Genomic DNA, 15,128 nt, shown 5'->3' with positions numbered 1-15,128 from the left:
GGGGTGGTTTGCAAGCATCAGGCAAAAAAATGCCCCGCAGTTGGCGGGGCATTTTTGTTTTGGCGATTCGACGCTTACAGCCCGTCGAGCATCGCCTTGTTACGCACCGCACCCTTGTCGGCGCTGGTCGCCAGCAGGGCGTAGGCCTTCAGAGCGGTGGTCACTTTGCGTGGACGCTGTTCGACCGGCTTCCAGCCTTTCTTGTCCTGCTCGACCCGGCGTGCAGCCAGTTCTTCATCGCTGACCAACAGGTTGATCGAGCGATTCGGAATGTCGATCAGCACTTTGTCGCCGTCCTGCACCAGACCGATCGCGCCGCCGGCCGCGGCCTCTGGCGAAGCGTGGCCGATCGACAAGCCGGAAGTACCGCCGGAAAAGCGCCCGTCGGTGAGCAACGCACAGGCTTTGCCCAGGCCTTTGGACTTCAGGTATGACGTCGGGTAGAGCATTTCCTGCATGCCCGGGCCGCCTTTCGGACCTTCGTAGCGAATGATGACGATGTCGCCTTCCTTCACTTCGTCGGCAAGGATGCCGCGCACCGCGCTGTCCTGGCTTTCGAAGATTTTCGCGTTGCCTTCGAAGACGTGGATCGACTCGTCAACGCCGGCGGTCTTCACCACGCAGCCGTCCAGCGCGATATTGCCGTACAGCACGGCCAGGCCACCTTCTTTCGAATAGGCGTGTTCGAAGCTGCGGATGCAGCCGTTTTCACGGTCGTCATCCAGGGTTTCCCAACGGGTCGACTGGCTGAACGCAGTCTGGGTCGGGATGCCCGCCGGGCCGGCCTTGAAGAAGTGATGCACGGCTTCGTCGGTGGTCTGGGTGATGTCCCACTTGGCGATGGCTTCTTCCATGCTGCGGCTGTGCACGGTCGGCAGGTCGGTATGCAGCAGGCCGCCACGGGCCAGAGAGCCGAGGATGCTGAAGATGCCCCCGGCACGGTGCACATCTTCCATGTGGTACTTCTGGATGTTCGGCGCCACTTTGCACAGTTGCGGCACGCTGCGCGAGAGACGGTCGATGTCGCGCAGATCGAAATCGATCTCGGCTTCCTGGGCGGCCGCCAGCAGGTGCAGGATGGTGTTGGTCGAACCGCCCATGGCGATGTCGAGCATCATCGCGTTCTCGAACGCCTTGAAGTTGGCGATGTTGCGCGGCAGCACGGATTCGTCGTTTTCGCCGTAGTAACGCTTGCACAGCTCGACGATGGTGCGGCCGGCCTGCAGGAACAGCTGCTCGCGATCACTGTGGGTGGCCAGGGTCGAACCGTTGCCCGGCAACGCCAGGCCAAGGGCTTCGGTCAGGCAGTTCATCGAGTTGGCGGTGAACATGCCGGAGCACGAACCGCAGGTCGGGCAGGCGCTGCGCTCGTACTCGGCAACCTTCTCGTCAGAAGCGCTGGAGTCGGCGGCGATCACCATGGCGTCGACGAGGTCGAGGCCGTGGGAAGCGAGTTTGGTCTTGCCGGCTTCCATCGGACCGCCGGACACGAAGATCACCGGAATGTTCAGGCGCAAGGCGGCCATCAGCATGCCCGGGGTGATCTTGTCGCAGTTGGAGATGCAGACGATGGCGTCGGCGCAGTGGGCGTTGACCATGTACTCGACGGAGTCGGCGATGATCTCGCGGCTCGGCAGCGAATACAGCATGCCGTCGTGGCCCATGGCGATGCCGTCATCCACGGCGATGGTATTGAATTCTTTCGCGACGCCACCGGCGCGTTCGATTTCCCGGGCAACCAGTTGACCGAGGTCTTTGAGGTGCACGTGGCCCGGCACGAACTGGGTGAAGGAGTTGGCAATGGCGATGATCGGCTTCTTGAAGTCGTCATCTTTCATCCCGGTGGCGCGCCACAGTGCGCGGGCGCCGGCCATGTTGCGGCCGTGGGTGGATGTTTTCGAGCGGTAATCTGGCATGGAGCACTCCGGGCGGCTAATCAGGTATCAAAAGGGAGTGAGCTTCTATTGACGTCTGGAACACTCAGAAATGGCCGTGTGTCCTGGATGTTGCCGATGACTTTGCGGGATCGCCGCTTGCCTCAGCCTGAGCTCATAAACCCGCCGGGGGATGAATGGCGATGAATCAGCCGATTCTACACCGCTGGCGTCTGGAGGGAATGGCGCAAAGCGTTGTTCCAGTGCCGACGGTGCGTGTGGCAGGACGACCGGCAGGTTCAATCGCCGCCCGTGCTGGTGATGGGACTGGTGTCGAGCGCTCTGGCGTGACGGCTGATCCGCCTGTTCAACGCCAGTGCGATGCAACTGAGCAGGACAAAACTGTAGCCGAGGGTCGCTTGCAGATTGCTCGGGCTGAGGCTGATCAGTGCACTGATCAATCCGCCACAAATGAAAATGATTGTGCTGCCGGCCGAGGCCGACGTACCGGCGTTCTCCGGGAACAGGTCCATGGCTCGTGAGGTGGCGGCCGGGCGTGAGATGGTGGTGCCGGCGGTGCAGATCAGCATCGGGATCAATACCGTGGCGGGCGAGAGTGCAGAGTGGCGCGACAGGAATAGCATCACCAGCCCTGCCAGCAGGATCAGGCTCAACCCGGCCACGATCTGTTGCGCAGAACTGATGCGCCGGCTCAATAGCGCGGCGGCAATTCCGCCTGTTACATAAGCCGCGCCGTAGATCAGCAGGATCAGCGAGAAGTCGTAGGCTGACAGCTGCAACTGATCCATGAAGATCAACGGCGAAATGACGATGAACGAGAAGTGACAGGCGAATGCGAAAGCCGAAATCAGCCAGTAGCCGACGAACTCGAAATCCCCGAGCACCCGTCGATAGGCGCTGAGGAAATTGAGCGGTGTAGCGTTGACGTCTGGTCGACCACCGTCGAGAAACAGCCAGGCCTTGAGCAACACCGCAGCCGCCAGGGCGATGAACAGCCAGAAGCTGCCGCGCCAGCCCAAGGCCGCTTGCAAGAAGCTGCCAGCCAACGGTGACAGAGAGATGAAGATCCCGGTGGCGGTCACCATCAGGATCCGCAGGCGATCGCGTTCCCTGCCATCGAACAGGTCCTGTACCAGCGCCTGCGACAGGACAAAACAGCCGCAACCGATGGCCTGCACGATGCGAAAAGCCATGAACAGTATGTAGTCACTGGTCATCACGCAACCGATGGCGCCGAGGATCGAAACCGCCATGCCGGCAAGTAACAATCCCTTGCGCCCGATGACGTCGGACAACGGTCCGATCACCAGCTGGGCGAAGGCAATGCCCACGGCAAACAGGCTGATCGACAGGGCGATGTCGGCCGGAGTGCGGGCGAAGTGTTCAGCCAGCGCCGGGAACGACGGCAGCAGAACATCCAGCGGAAACACCCCCAGCAGCACCATGGCCAACAGCAGACTGACCGCCCCGCGGCGTTGTCGGGTTGTTACTGCCTTTCGTCCTTCACGCATCGATCAGTCCTGCCTTGGCGAAAAGTTTACGGTTGTTGGGTAGTGCGAAAAATCCGGCCCTTTCGAGTGCGGCAAGTGTGGCCACGGCTCCGGATCTGGCACGCTGGCGGCTGGCTTGCTCGTTGGTCAGGCTGTCGAGGATTTCCTTGATCGCACCTTCGCCGATACCGGCGCGGCGCAGGCTTTGATGCAGCCATTGCTCGTCCACTTCGAAGAAGGTCGCCAGGGTCTCCAGCAAGGTTCTGGCAACGAAGGCGCGCTGGCGGCTGTTCAGGGTCAACCAGAGGTAGTGGAAGACTTCGGAAAAAAACCGACTGTGGCGCGCTTCGTCAGCGAGGTGATCGCGCAACATGTCATTCACGCTGCTGACCAGCGTTTCCCGACACACATCCAGCAGCTCCCGGGCAATGATGGTTTCCGAGACGAAACCCAGCAGAAACCATGCCAGCGGGCGTTTACTCTCCGGCGTTCGGGCAATCTGACCGGTCAGGCGGGTGATGCGCAGCGGCATCTGCGGACGACCGGTAAAACCATGCAGTTCGGCGATCTGTTCGGCCAGTTGATGGGAGAACAGCGCGTGATAACCCTCGTCGGTATACAGCTGCAGCGCGGCGGTTTTCATCCGTGGAGGAATGTACGCGGGCAACTCGCCGTGGACGATGGTTTCCACGGCGCGGTTGACGATGCGGTGTTCAAGCAGCGTGGTGTAGTCCAGGAAGTGCACCAGGTGGCTGGCTGCCAGCCGATGCATGACCTTGCTGCCTGCGGCTTCGATGGCCGGATGGGACAGATACGGCAGGAAGGCCGGCGGGAACCAGAAGCGGGTCTGCAGTTGCAATTGCAGGTCCTCCGGCAAACGGTAGTCGTGCCGGCTGGTGCGTACCGAAGCGTGGTTGTTCCAGTCGCCGAGGGTAAATCGAAGCGCCCAGGACGTTGGTGCTTCGGGAAGATCCGTGGATGGCACGTTCATGTCCGTGTCTCCAGCAACAGGTCGCGCATTTCCTGACACATCGCCTGACCGTCGCTGGCACCGCAGCCGACAAAGAACAACGGTTGTTCAGCGCTGCCTTCGAGTTTGAGCAAGGCTTCGACCTGCCGATCAGCGAATGCCCCGGTCAGCCACGTTCCCAGGCCCAGCGCCGTGGCCACCAGTTGAAAGGTCTGCGACAGATGACCCGCCTCGACGAACGCCATGCGATAGGCGCGCGAGTGTTCATACTTCCACCAGAGCTTGTCGAAACGAGCGGTGATGAACAGGCCCAGAGGCAGGTTATTGATGAAATGCTGGCCCGCCAGCAAATGACCGAGCGCAGGTTCGGGCAATGGGTTGACCCGGCTGAGCGCGTGTTCTGCCGGGTGATAGGCGTAGAGGCCCGGCTCAAGACCCTCGATATTGCGTGCCAGAAGAAAGCCTTCACAGGCATTCAGTCCACCCCCGGAGGGACTGCTGCGACGGGCGCCGAGGCCTTCGGCGATGCTTTCGTCGCGGTCATGGTCGCGGTGGTGAAGAAAACCCAGTGTGAGATACATGAGTGTGCCGACGTCGCCGAGCGTGATCGCTTCGCCAGTAAAGGAGCGGCAGGTTTTTCTCAAGCGCAGGACATTACCCAGGCTGGCGACGGTCAGGGCCGCAGAGGCGGGGAGGGCGATTCGAGGTGCGTCTTCAAGTATCGGGCGATCTTGAGCGGGTGCCGGTGTGGTCAGCACTGCGCTGCAATGGTTCAGGTATTGCCTGGACCACTCATGAATATTCCGGGGTGTCTGTTCGCAGGGAATGTTCTGGGTACCAATATGATAAATCTTCGACAGCTCGTCCCAGCCCCATGGCGGACTGTCTATTTTTGCAACGGTTAATATGCCTGCGTTTAGAAGTTGTGAGTCTATTATGTTGCGTCTGTCGAACTGTTCCGGATTGTTGATTAGTTGTGCAAGTCGACAAGAGTAAGTCAGGTCCAGTTCATGTTGAGTGTGGTTTTTGTAGTTCCAGACTATTTGTCCGGGTGTGCGCGGCAATATGAATAAATAAGGATTGATGTACATGTTGTATTCATCACTCTGGATATAGTCGAAAGAACGCTGGGGTGCCGGCACTCCCCAGCGTTCCGGTTTACTTAGCGGGTTTTAGGCGCAACCAGAAAAGCCAGGTTTGCGATTTTGTTGGTTTCCAGAGTAATTGCTTTCATAAGTATGAACTCCTTGTTCATTGAGAGTGAATGTCACCGTCGTGGTGACAACTTAATAATAGGTTGTAATGAATTATTGGCAAGCGATACTTGGGTAGGAAATTTCTATTAATTTTGTCGGAGTGGATGTGCTGCAAGGTCAAGTTTGTAAGTTTTAGTTCTTGAAATTCAACGCGCAGGGAAATGTCCTGCGTACATGTAGGAAGTTAGTTGTAGGAAAAGGAAAGAAATTCGACGATATTGCATCGCCGTAAAGCCAACGGGAAGCCCGCAGGCTCCCCGTTTCATGGGCAATCAGCTGTTCGGCAGCAGACGGCAGGTAATGCTCTTGATGTAGCGAGTCTCGGCGATAGCCGGGTGTACCGGATGATCCGGACCTTGACCGCCGCGTTCAAGCAACTGGATGTTGCGGTCCAGGTGGCGGGCGCTGGTCAGCAGGATGTTCTGCAGATCGTCCTCCGGCAGGTGCATCGAGCATGAAGCGCTGACCAGAATGCCGTCCTTGGTCAGCAGGCGCATGGCTTGCTCGTTCAGGCGACGGTAGGCGCCTTCGCCGTTCTTCATGTCTTTCTTGCGCTTGATGAACGCAGGCGGGTCGGCAACGATCACATCGAAACGTTCTTCGCTGGCCTTGAGTTCCTTCAGCGCTTCGAAGACATCACCTTCGATGCAGGTCATCTTGTCGGCGAAGCCGTTCAGCGCGGCGTTACGCTCGACGCCGTCGAGGGCAAAGCCCGATGCGTCGACGCAGAACACTTCGCTGGCGCCGAACGCGGCAGCCTGCACGCCCCAGCCACCGATGTAGCTATAGAGGTCGAGAACGCGTTTGCCTTTGGCGTAAGGGGCCAGACGGGCGCGGTTCATGCGGTGGTCGTAGAACCAGCCGGTTTTCTGGCCGCCAATGACCGGCGCTTCGAATTTCACGCCGTTCTCTTCCAGGGCCACCCACTCCGGCACCAGGCCGAACACGGTTTCGACGTAGCGGTTGAGACCTTCGGCATCACGGGCGGCGGAATCGTTCTTGAACAGGATGCCGCTCGGCTTGAGCACTTGGGTCAGTGCAGCGATCACGGCATCTTTATGCGCTTCCATGGTCGCCGAGGCGATCTGCACGACGAGGATGTCGCCGAAACGGTCGACTACCAGACCTGGCAGCAGATCGGAGTCGCCGTAGACCAGGCGGTAGAACGGCTTGTCGAACAGACGCTCGCGCAGCGACAGGGCCACGTTCAGGCGGTGCACCAGCAGCGACTTGTCCAGCGGCAACTTGATGTCGCGCGACAGCAGACGCGCGCAGATCAGGTTGTTCGGGCTCATGGCAACGATGCCCAGCGGCTTGCCGCCGGCAGCTTCGAGGATCGCCTGATCGCCGGCCTTGAAGCCGTGCAGTGGCGTGGCGGCCACATCGATTTCGTTGCTGTAGACCCACAAGTGGCCGTTGCGCAGGCGACGGTCGGCGTTGGCTTTGAGGCGCAGGCTAGGCAGGGACATGACGTCGCTCCGGAAAAAAGAGCGGGAGTATAGCGTGTTGCTCGGCCTGATTGGCTGGTGAGTGGATATGTGGCAAGGGCAATCAGTAAAGAAGGAGTTTACTGTGGCGAGGGGATTTATCCCCGATCGGCTGCGTAGCAGCCGCAAACCCCGAACGCAGTTGTCTGACTGACCGCGTGAATCGATTTGGGACAGCTGCGCTGTCCATCGGGGATAAATCCCCTCGCCACATAAATCCCCTCACCACATGAATTCACTAGCCCACAGATCAGGCTGACAGCGCGTCGATCAGCTCCTTGTTGAACGCCGGAATATCATCCGGCTGCCGGCTGCTGATCAGATGACCGTCCTTGACCACTTCTTTATCGACCCAGTTGGCCCCGGCATTCACCAGGTCATCCTTGAGGGTCTTGTAACTGGTCATGGTTTTGCCGTTGACCAGCCCGGCGGAAATCAGCAACCAGCCGCCATGGCAGATCACCGCAATCGGTTTGCCGGCGGAGGCCCCGGTTTTCACCAGATGCTGGGCATCCTGGTCGATGCGGATGGTGTCGGAGTTCTGCACGCCGCCCGGCAGGACGATCGCGTCGTACTGCTCGCTGCTGGCGCCTTGAAAGGTCTGGTCGACCTTGAAGTCATCCGCCGGTTTGTCGTGGTTCCAGCCTTTGACCTTGCCGGCTTCGGCGGAGAGGATGTCGACCTGGGCGCCGGCCTGCTCGAGAGCCTGCTTGGGGCCGGTCAACTCGATCTGTTCGAAACCGTCTGTTACCAAAATGGCGACGCGTTTGCCGGTGAGGGAGGTAGTCATCGATAAGCTCCTGAGTCTGCGGGAAATTACCGCCGAGCCGGTGCTTGATTGTCCGGTCGGCCTTACACAGTCCGAAGCCTGAGCGTGAATGAAAGTTCCTGACAATTGCCCACTGGTGTGTCGTCGTGCGGTTTTTAGAGGTTAGAATCGCCGCCTGTCCCAGAGTGTGTACTTATGTCCCAAGAGCTGACCACCGAACAGATTCAACAATCCCTGCAAGGCATCAGTGTGCCGGCGCAGCCGCAGATCATGGTGGATCTGCAAATGGAGCAGTACATGCCCGACCCGGACCTGGAGGTGATCGCCAAGCTGATCTCCCAGGATCCCGGCCTGTCCGGTTCGCTGCTGAAAATCGTCAATTCGCCGTATTACGGCCTGAGCAACAAGATCACTTCGATCAAGCGCGCGGTGAACCTGCTGGGCAGCCGTTCGATCGTCAATCTGATCAACGCCATGTCGATCAAGGGCGAGATGAATGACGACACCATCGTCACCCTCAACCGTTTCTGGGATACCGCCCAGGATGTGGCCATGACCTGCCTGACCCTTGCCAAGCGCGTCGGCACCGAGGCCAGCGACGAGGCTTACGCCTTGGGGCTTTTCCACGACTGCGGCGTGCCGCTGATGCTTCAGCGTTTCCCGGATTACATGACGACACTCGAAAAGGCCTACGCCAACGCGAGTGCCGAGCGCCGGGTCGTGGACACCGAGAATGATGTCTACAACACCAATCACTCGGTGGTCGGTTATTACACCGCCAAGTCCTGGCGCCTGCCGGAACACGTCAGTGCAGCCATCGCCAACCACCACAATGCCCTGGCGATTTTCAGCGACGAAACCTCGCGCAACAGTCAGATGAAAAACCTGCTGGCGATCCTGAAGATGGCCGAGCACATCTGCGCGTCGTACCGGGTGCTGGGCAACCAGACCGAAGACTTCGAATGGCAGGCCGTCGGGCCGCTGGTGCTGGAGTACATCGGCCTCTCGGATTACGACTTCGAAACGTTGAAGCAGACGATCCGCGAACTTGGCGCACACTGATTTAGCAAACTGATTCGAGACCCCCATGCCTGAATTGCCGGAAGTCGAAACCACCCGCCGCGGGATCGCTCCGCACCTGGAAGGTCAGCGTGTCAGCCGGGTCATCGTGCGTGATCGCCGGTTGCGCTGGCCGATCCCCGAGGACCTCGATGTGCGCCTGTCCGGACAGCGCATCGTGCTGGTCGAGCGGCGGGCCAAGTATTTGCTGATCAACGCCGAAGTCGGCACGCTGATCAGCCACTTGGGCATGTCCGGTAACTTGCGGCTGGTTGAGGTCGGGATGCCGGCGGCCAAGCATGAGCATGTCGATATCGAGCTGGAGTCCGGGCTGGCCCTGCGCTACACCGATCCGCGCCGGTTCGGCGCGATGCTCTGGAGTAGCGACCCGCTCAATCACGAACTGCTGATTCGCCTCGGACCGGAGCCATTGACCGATCTGTTCGACGGCGAGCGGCTGTTCCAGTTGTCACGCGGGCGTTCGATGGCGGTCAAGCCGTTCATCATGGACAACGCGGTGGTGGTGGGCGTCGGCAATATTTACGCGACCGAAGCGCTGTTCGCCGCCGGGATTGATCCGCGGCGCGAAGCCAAGAGCATTTCCCGGGCGCGTTACCTGAAGCTGGCAATCGAGATCAAGCGCATCCTGGCCGCAGCCATCGAGCGCGGCGGCACCACGTTGCGTGATTTCATTGGCGGCGACGGGCAACCGGGGTACTTCCAGCAGGAGCTCTTCGTTTATGGTCGTGGCGGTGAGCACTGCAAGGTCTGCGGCACCGGTCTGCGGGAAGTGAAGCTGGGGCAACGGGCCAGTGTGTTCTGTCCGCGCTGTCAGACCTGAGGCAAAAAGCTGAAAAAGTCCTACGGTCTATAGTGAGTGGTCTCACTGTTCAGCCCGAAGGATCGTGCCATGAAGTCCTTGCAAGCCCTGTTTGTCACACTGCTGCTGTGTTCCAGCCTGGCCGTTCAGGCCACGGAAAACGGCAGCGGTGATCCGCGCTACACCATCCAGAACCCTCCCGCCTACGCCATGATTGGCGATCTGCTGATTGCCCGACCTTTGTTGGTGGCGGCAACGGTGCTGGGTGCGGGGGTGTTTGTGGTGTCATTGCCGTTTACCGCGCTGGGTGGCGGGGTGGGCGATGCGGGGCAGGCACTGGTGGTGGATCCGGCGAAAGCTGCTTTTGTGCGGTGTCTGGGGTGTACGGGGGAGGGGTTTGAGCAGCGTGAGTGAGCTGATCAGGGTTTTGCGCTGCTGCTGATGGCCCTTTCGCGAGCAAGCTCGCTCCCACATTGGAGCGCATTTCAAATGTGGGAGCGAGCTTGCTCGCGAAGAGGCCCGGAAGAGCGCTACAAAACGTTCAGATCAGGCCTTGCCGGTGATCTTGCGGTACTTCTCCATCAACTGTTCTTCAGTCTCCGGATGCGCCTCGTCCAGCGGAATGCAATCCACCGGGCAGACCTGTTGGCACTGCGGTTCGTCGTAGTGGCCAACGCACTGGGTGCACAGGTTCGGGTCGATCACGTAGATCTCTTCGCCTTGGGAAATGGCAGCGTTCGGGCACTCGGGTTCGCAGACGTCGCAGTTGATGCAATCGTCGGTGATGATCAGGGACATGCTAACTCCAGCCGGGGCGGCAGGCCCGGGCGCAATAAATCAATGCGCGCAATTGTGCCGCATTGGCGAGCGCAGTGCACGCGGCTGCGATCAAGGGCACAAGACTGCAATCTTTAAAAGCAAAAGATCGCAGCCTTCGGCAGTTCCTACTTTTTGAAGCGCAGGGTCAGGGCATCGGCCACGGCCGGGTGCACGAACTTGCTGATATCGCCGCCCAGCGCGGCGATTTCCCGCACCAGCGTCGAGGAAATGAACGAATAACGCTCGGACGGGGTGAGAAACAGGCTCTCGACGTCCGGGGCCAACTGGCGGTTCATGTTGGCCAGCTGGAATTCGTATTCGAAGTCCGACACTGCGCGCAGACCGCGCAGGAACACATTGGCGTTCTGTTCTTTGGCGAAATGCGCCAGCAGCGTCGAGAAGCCGACCACTTCGACGTTGGGCAGGTGTTTGGTGACCTCGCGAGCCAGCTCAACCCGTTGTTCCAGCGGGAACAGCGGATTTTTCTTCGGGCTGGCGGCGACCGCAATGATCACGTGATCGAACAGGCGCGAGGCGCGTTCGACCAGATCGCCATGCCCTTTGGTAATAGGGTCGAAGGTACCTGGGTACAACACTCGGTTCATCGCGTCGTCCTGGCGGGAGTCCGTTGGGGAGTCGGATGGTATCGCAGCCGTCCCGGTCGGCCAAGTCGCCTGTTGGGTAAGAAAGCACTATAGACGACGCGATAAACCGTTTTTTTCACGGATTTCTCAGCCGATCGGCGAGGGATGTCGCCAGTTGTGCAGTCAGTCCATACACCGACAATTGCGGGTTGGCGCCAATGCTGGTGGGGAACAGCGAGCCGTCGTGAATCGACAGATTGCTCAGTTGATGATGCCGGCCAAGGCTGTCGGTGACTGCGTTTTTCGGGTCTTCACCCATTGCGCAACCGCCCATCACGTGGGCACTGCCCAGCCGCGTGCGATAGAGCTCAAGGCTCAGACCGTCGATCAATTTGCGCGCCTCGGCCAGGGTGTTCACGTAGCGCGCATCGGCGTGCATCGGCATTACCGCTTTCGCGCCGCCGGCGAACTGGATCTCGGCCATGCTGTGAAACGCGCGACGCAAGCCTTCCCAGGCGTAAGGCGAGACATGATAGTCGAGCACTGGTGAGCCGTCGCCGCGCAATTCGACACTGCCGCCGGGGCTATCCGGATGGAAGCCGTCGCGCAGCAGCGCCAGCATCGCGTGGGTGCGCGGCAGATCAGCCATGTGTTCGGCGTTCTGCTGGCCGAAGCCGCCGAGCAGCGTTGCCGCCAGTGCCGGTTGCAGCGGTGGCACTTCGAGTTTGTAGCCCATTGGCCCGCTGGTGCCGTCCTGCCACTGGAAATGATCCGAGTAGATTGACTGCGGCGCGCCGTAGAACGGGTTGATCACCTCGTCGAAACGCCCGGCGGACATGTTAACCAGATGCAAAAAGGTGCGTTTGCCGAGGCGCTGATGCGGGTCCGGCGCGTCTGAACGCAAGAGCAGGGCCGGGCTGTTGATGCCGCCGCCCGCCAGCACGTAATGCCGGGCCTTGACCGTGATTTTGCGTCCGGTCGGCGCGACGCAGCGCTCGTCCATCGCCACACATTGCAGGCCGGTGATTTTGTCGCCGCTGATCAACAGTTTTTCCGCGCGGGCCAGGTACAGCAGCTCGCCGCCCTTTTCCAGGGTCGCCGGAATGGTGGTGACCATCATCGATTGCTTGGCATTGGTCGGGCAGCCCATGCCGCAATAGCCAAGGTTCCAGCAGCCACGGACGTTACGCGGGATCACGTGCCAGCTGTAGCCGAGTTGCTCGCAGCCCTTGCGGATCACGTCGTTGTTGGCATTGGGCGGGACCCTCCATGGCGCGACGCCGAGGCGCTGTTCCATTTTCTCGAACCACGGCGCCATCTCGGCCGGGCTGTGGCCTTTGACGTTGTGTTCCCTGGCCCAGTGTTCGAGGGTCGGCTCGGGCGTGCGGAAGCTCGACGTCCAGTTGATCAGCGTGGTGCCGCCCACCGCACGGCCCTGGAGGATGGTGATCGCGCCGTCCTTGCTCATGCGGCCGATGCCTTCCTGATAGAGGCTGCTGTAGGCCTGGTCTTCAAGCATTTTGAAGTCGGAACTGGTCTTGAGCGGGCCCTCTTCGATCAGCAGCACTTTGTAACCGGCGGCGCTGAGGATTTCCGCCGTGGTGCCGCCTCCGGCACCGCTGCCGATGATGGCCACGTCGGTTTGCAGCGTCAGGTCGTCGGTCAGTTGTGCGCCGTTGTAGGTTTTCCAGCCACGGGCAAGGCCTTCGCGGAACGGGTCGGGTACAGGCATTGATCAGGTTCTCTTGTTCTTGTTGTTCTGGCGGGCCCCTTCGCGAGCAAGCTCGCTCCCACAGGAGGAATGCGGTGCATGTGTGGGAGCGAGCCTGCTCGCGAAGGACGCGACTCGGTTTCAAACAGTCGGCGGGCCGGGGTAGCCGCAATGCGCCCAGGACTCGGCGCGGGTGTACCAGGCCATCATCACCATTTGCTGCAATGAGCTATGGCCCATGCGCAGCAGGCTCAATGAACTGTTCTGCCAACGTTCGAGGAAGTGACGCATCGCCTCGGGGCTGGCGTTTTCCCAACTGCCCCAGATGCCGGTGAGCGGCCCGCGGGTGACGGCCATGCCAAGCACGTCGAACAGTTGTCGGGTGAGTTTGAGCATCTCCGGCGACAGGTGATCGAGGCTGAAGTCCAGCGACTTCAGAGTGCCATCCACCGCACCGGGCATTTTCTCGGTGGTCACGGCGCCTTCGAGCATCACCGGAATCAGTGCACGCAGGAACAGCAGGTCGCCGTCACGCAAAGTGACGAAGCCATTGGCCGCGATACTCGATGAGCAACCACTGAGGCTGGCGCCAAGGCCGGCGGTGGCGAGGAACGCAGTGGCACCGAGGCTGAATTTCAGCAGGCCACGGCGCGACAGGGCAGGTGTTTCGGTCAGGCTTGGGTGCATTGTTGTTATTACCCGGCGGTGACGACGATTAGCGGATGAACAGCTTCTGGATCAGTTTCTGGATCGATTTGCCGTACGGCGGATAGATCAACTTCGCGGCGTTGAAGCGCTGTTTGATCAGGACGCCCTTGGCCTTGCTGAAAGTCAGGAAGCCTTCGTGGCCGTGATAGTGGCCCATGCCCGACGGGCCGATGCCGCCGAATGGCATGTCGTCCTGGGCCACATGCAACAAGGTGTCGTTCAGGCACACGCCGCCGGAGTGGGTTTCGTGCAGCACGCGGTTCTGTTCGCGCTTGTCGTAGCCGAAGTAGTAAAGCGCCAGAGGACGCGGGCGCTGATTGATGTAGGCAAACGCCTGATCGAGATCCTGATACGGCACGATCGGCAGCAGCGGGCCGAAGATTTCATCCTGCATCACGGTCATTTCATCGGTGACGTTCAGCAGCAGGCTGTGCGGCATGCGCCGGCCCTGGCCCTGTTCGAACAGCGGGATCAGCAGCGCGCCCTTGCTCGTGGCGTCGCTGACATAACTGTTGAGCCGGGCCAGTTGGCGCTCGTTAATGATCGCGGTGTAGTCCGGGTTGTCGGCGAGGGTCGGATAGAAATTGTTCACTACCTGGCGATAGGCTTCGACGAACGCGCCGACACGGTCTTGCGGTACCAGCACGTAGTCGGGCGCGACGCAGGTCTGGCCGGCGTTGAGGGTTTTACCGAAGGCGATGCGTTCGGCGGCGTCCTTGAGCGGTACGTCGCCGGAGACAATGGCCGGGGACTTGCCGCCCAGTTCGAGGGTCACCGGGGTCAGGTTTTCCGCCGCCGCGCGCATCACGTGCTTGCCGATGCTGGTGGCGCCGGTGAACAGCAGGTGATCAAAGCGCAAACGGGAGAACGCCACGCCGATGTCGGCCTCGCCGAGCACCACGCAGACCAGGTCTTCGGGGAAAATTCGTCCCAGCAGGGTTTTGAGCAACTGGCCGGTGGCCGGAGTCGATTCGCTGAGTTTGAGCATCACCCGGTTGCCCGCCGCGAGCGCACCGACCAATGGGCCGATGGCCAGATACAACGGGTAGTTCCACGGGACGATGATACCGACCACGCCGAGCGGCTGGTACACGACTTTCGCTGACGCCGGCTGAAAGGCCATGCCGACTTTGCGCCGCGACGACTTCATCCAGCCCTTGAGATGGCGGCTGGCGTAATGGATACCGTGCAGGCTGGGCATCAGCTCGGCAAGCAGGGTTTCATCGGCGCTGCGATGACTGAAATCGGCGCTGATGGCGTCGATCAAGGCCTGGCGCTCATTGCTGAGCATGTCGCGCAACGCTTTGAGCCATTGCTGACGCTGGGCCGCCGGCGGCATCGGGTTGGCTGTGTAGGCGGCGCGCTGTGCCGCGAACAGCCGATCCAGCTCTTCCAGGGGCTGTTGCAGCGTTTGCAGATAAGCAATGTCGGCAGTCATCGTCGGCTCCGGATTTATTGTAGTGAGGACTTTTTAGAGTCTAAGCTCTAGAAAGTCAAATGACTTCCCGACACAGCTTTGTTTTATCCAATTCCGGTTAGGTCGTAAGATGCCCCTCACCG

14 protein-coding genes are annotated in these 15,128 nt (G+C 60.4%); 3 read left to right on the top strand and 11 right to left on the bottom strand.

Annotated features, from left to right (window positions below; translation table 11 throughout):
- Positions 1-74: 74 nt before the first annotated feature.
- The 6 genes from ilvD to HXW87_RS01330 form a co-directional block, all read right to left on the bottom strand.
- On the bottom strand, positions 75-1,916 hold the full coding sequence (gene ilvD / locus HXW87_RS01355; protein ID WP_007964170.1) for a dihydroxy-acid dehydratase: 1,842 nt from the start codon (positions 1,914-1,916) through the stop codon (positions 75-77).
- A gap of 257 nt (positions 1,917-2,173) precedes the next feature.
- Complete coding sequence (locus tag HXW87_RS01350) at positions 2,174-3,406, bottom strand: MFS transporter (RefSeq protein WP_239778353.1); 1,233 nt, start codon at positions 3,404-3,406, stop codon at positions 2,174-2,176.
- On the bottom strand, positions 3,399-4,376 hold the full coding sequence (locus HXW87_RS01345) for a diiron oxygenase (RefSeq protein ID WP_182402886.1): 978 nt from the start codon (positions 4,374-4,376) through the stop codon (positions 3,399-3,401). Before HXW87_RS01345 ends, HXW87_RS01350 begins: the two co-directional genes overlap by 8 nt.
- A complete protein-coding gene (locus tag HXW87_RS01340; RefSeq protein ID WP_047297162.1) occupies positions 4,373-5,446 on the bottom strand; it encodes a SagB family peptide dehydrogenase in 1,074 nt (357 codons plus the stop codon). Before HXW87_RS01340 ends, HXW87_RS01345 begins: the two co-directional genes overlap by 4 nt.
- 437 nt (positions 5,447-5,883) lie before the next feature.
- The gene (locus tag HXW87_RS01335; RefSeq protein ID WP_041063621.1) at positions 5,884-7,080 is read right to left on the bottom strand and encodes a class I SAM-dependent rRNA methyltransferase; all 1,197 of its coding nucleotides are present in this window, start codon (positions 7,078-7,080) and stop codon (positions 5,884-5,886) included.
- Positions 7,081-7,348: 268 nt separating this feature from the next.
- A complete protein-coding gene (locus HXW87_RS01330) occupies positions 7,349-7,888 on the bottom strand; it encodes a type 1 glutamine amidotransferase domain-containing protein (RefSeq protein WP_239778352.1) in 540 nt (179 codons plus the stop codon).
- Positions 7,889-8,116: 228 nt separating this feature from the next.
- Between HXW87_RS01330 and HXW87_RS01325 the strand changes: the two genes are divergently transcribed.
- The 3 genes from HXW87_RS01325 (at position 8,117) to HXW87_RS01315 (ending at position 10,160) form a co-directional block, all read left to right on the top strand.
- Positions 8,117-8,929, top strand: coding sequence for an HDOD domain-containing protein (locus tag HXW87_RS01325; RefSeq protein WP_179295008.1), 813 nt, complete (start codon positions 8,117-8,119; stop codon positions 8,927-8,929).
- Positions 8,930-8,954: 25 nt separating this feature from the next.
- Positions 8,955-9,767 (top strand): bifunctional DNA-formamidopyrimidine glycosylase/DNA-(apurinic or apyrimidinic site) lyase, encoded by an 813-nt coding sequence (gene mutM, locus HXW87_RS01320; RefSeq protein ID WP_047297159.1) that lies wholly within the window; start codon positions 8,955-8,957, stop codon positions 9,765-9,767.
- 69 nt (positions 9,768-9,836) lie between these two features.
- Entirely contained in the window at positions 9,837-10,160 is a 324-nt protein-coding gene (locus tag HXW87_RS01315) for a multidrug transporter (protein WP_239778351.1), read from the top strand.
- Positions 10,161-10,292: 132 nt separating this feature from the next.
- Here the strand turns inward: HXW87_RS01315 and HXW87_RS01310 are convergent, their stop codons facing one another.
- From HXW87_RS01310 to HXW87_RS01290, 5 genes are all read right to left on the bottom strand, one after another.
- Positions 10,293-10,544 carry a YfhL family 4Fe-4S dicluster ferredoxin gene (locus HXW87_RS01310; RefSeq protein WP_003195146.1) on the bottom strand — a complete coding sequence of 84 codons (252 nt, stop codon included), beginning with the start codon at positions 10,542-10,544 and terminating at the stop codon, positions 10,293-10,295.
- Positions 10,545-10,690: 146 nt separating this feature from the next.
- Complete coding sequence (gene coaD, locus HXW87_RS01305; protein WP_003229157.1) at positions 10,691-11,170, bottom strand: pantetheine-phosphate adenylyltransferase; 480 nt, start codon at positions 11,168-11,170, stop codon at positions 10,691-10,693.
- A gap of 115 nt (positions 11,171-11,285) precedes the next feature.
- Positions 11,286-12,881, bottom strand: coding sequence for a GMC family oxidoreductase (locus tag HXW87_RS01300; RefSeq protein WP_239778350.1), 1,596 nt, complete (start codon positions 12,879-12,881; stop codon positions 11,286-11,288).
- A 120-nt stretch (positions 12,882-13,001) separates the two neighbouring features.
- Positions 13,002-13,547: a twin-arginine translocation pathway signal protein gene (locus HXW87_RS01295; RefSeq protein ID WP_121182471.1), complete on the bottom strand. Its 546-nt coding sequence runs from the start codon at positions 13,545-13,547 to the stop codon at positions 13,002-13,004.
- Positions 13,548-13,575: 28 nt separating this feature from the next.
- Positions 13,576-15,006 carry a coniferyl aldehyde dehydrogenase gene (locus tag HXW87_RS01290; protein ID WP_047297156.1) on the bottom strand — a complete coding sequence of 477 codons (1,431 nt, stop codon included), beginning with the start codon at positions 15,004-15,006 and terminating at the stop codon, positions 13,576-13,578.
- Positions 15,007-15,128: the final 122 nt, after the last annotated feature.

Origin of the sequence: Pseudomonas sp. Y5-11 (assembly GCF_022368695.1) — a bacterium.
Lineage (GTDB): Bacteria > Pseudomonadota > Gammaproteobacteria > Pseudomonadales > Pseudomonadaceae > Aquipseudomonas > Aquipseudomonas parakoreensis.
The sequence above is the reverse complement of the archived record's forward strand: the minus strand, read 5'-3'. Positions and strand labels throughout refer to the sequence as shown.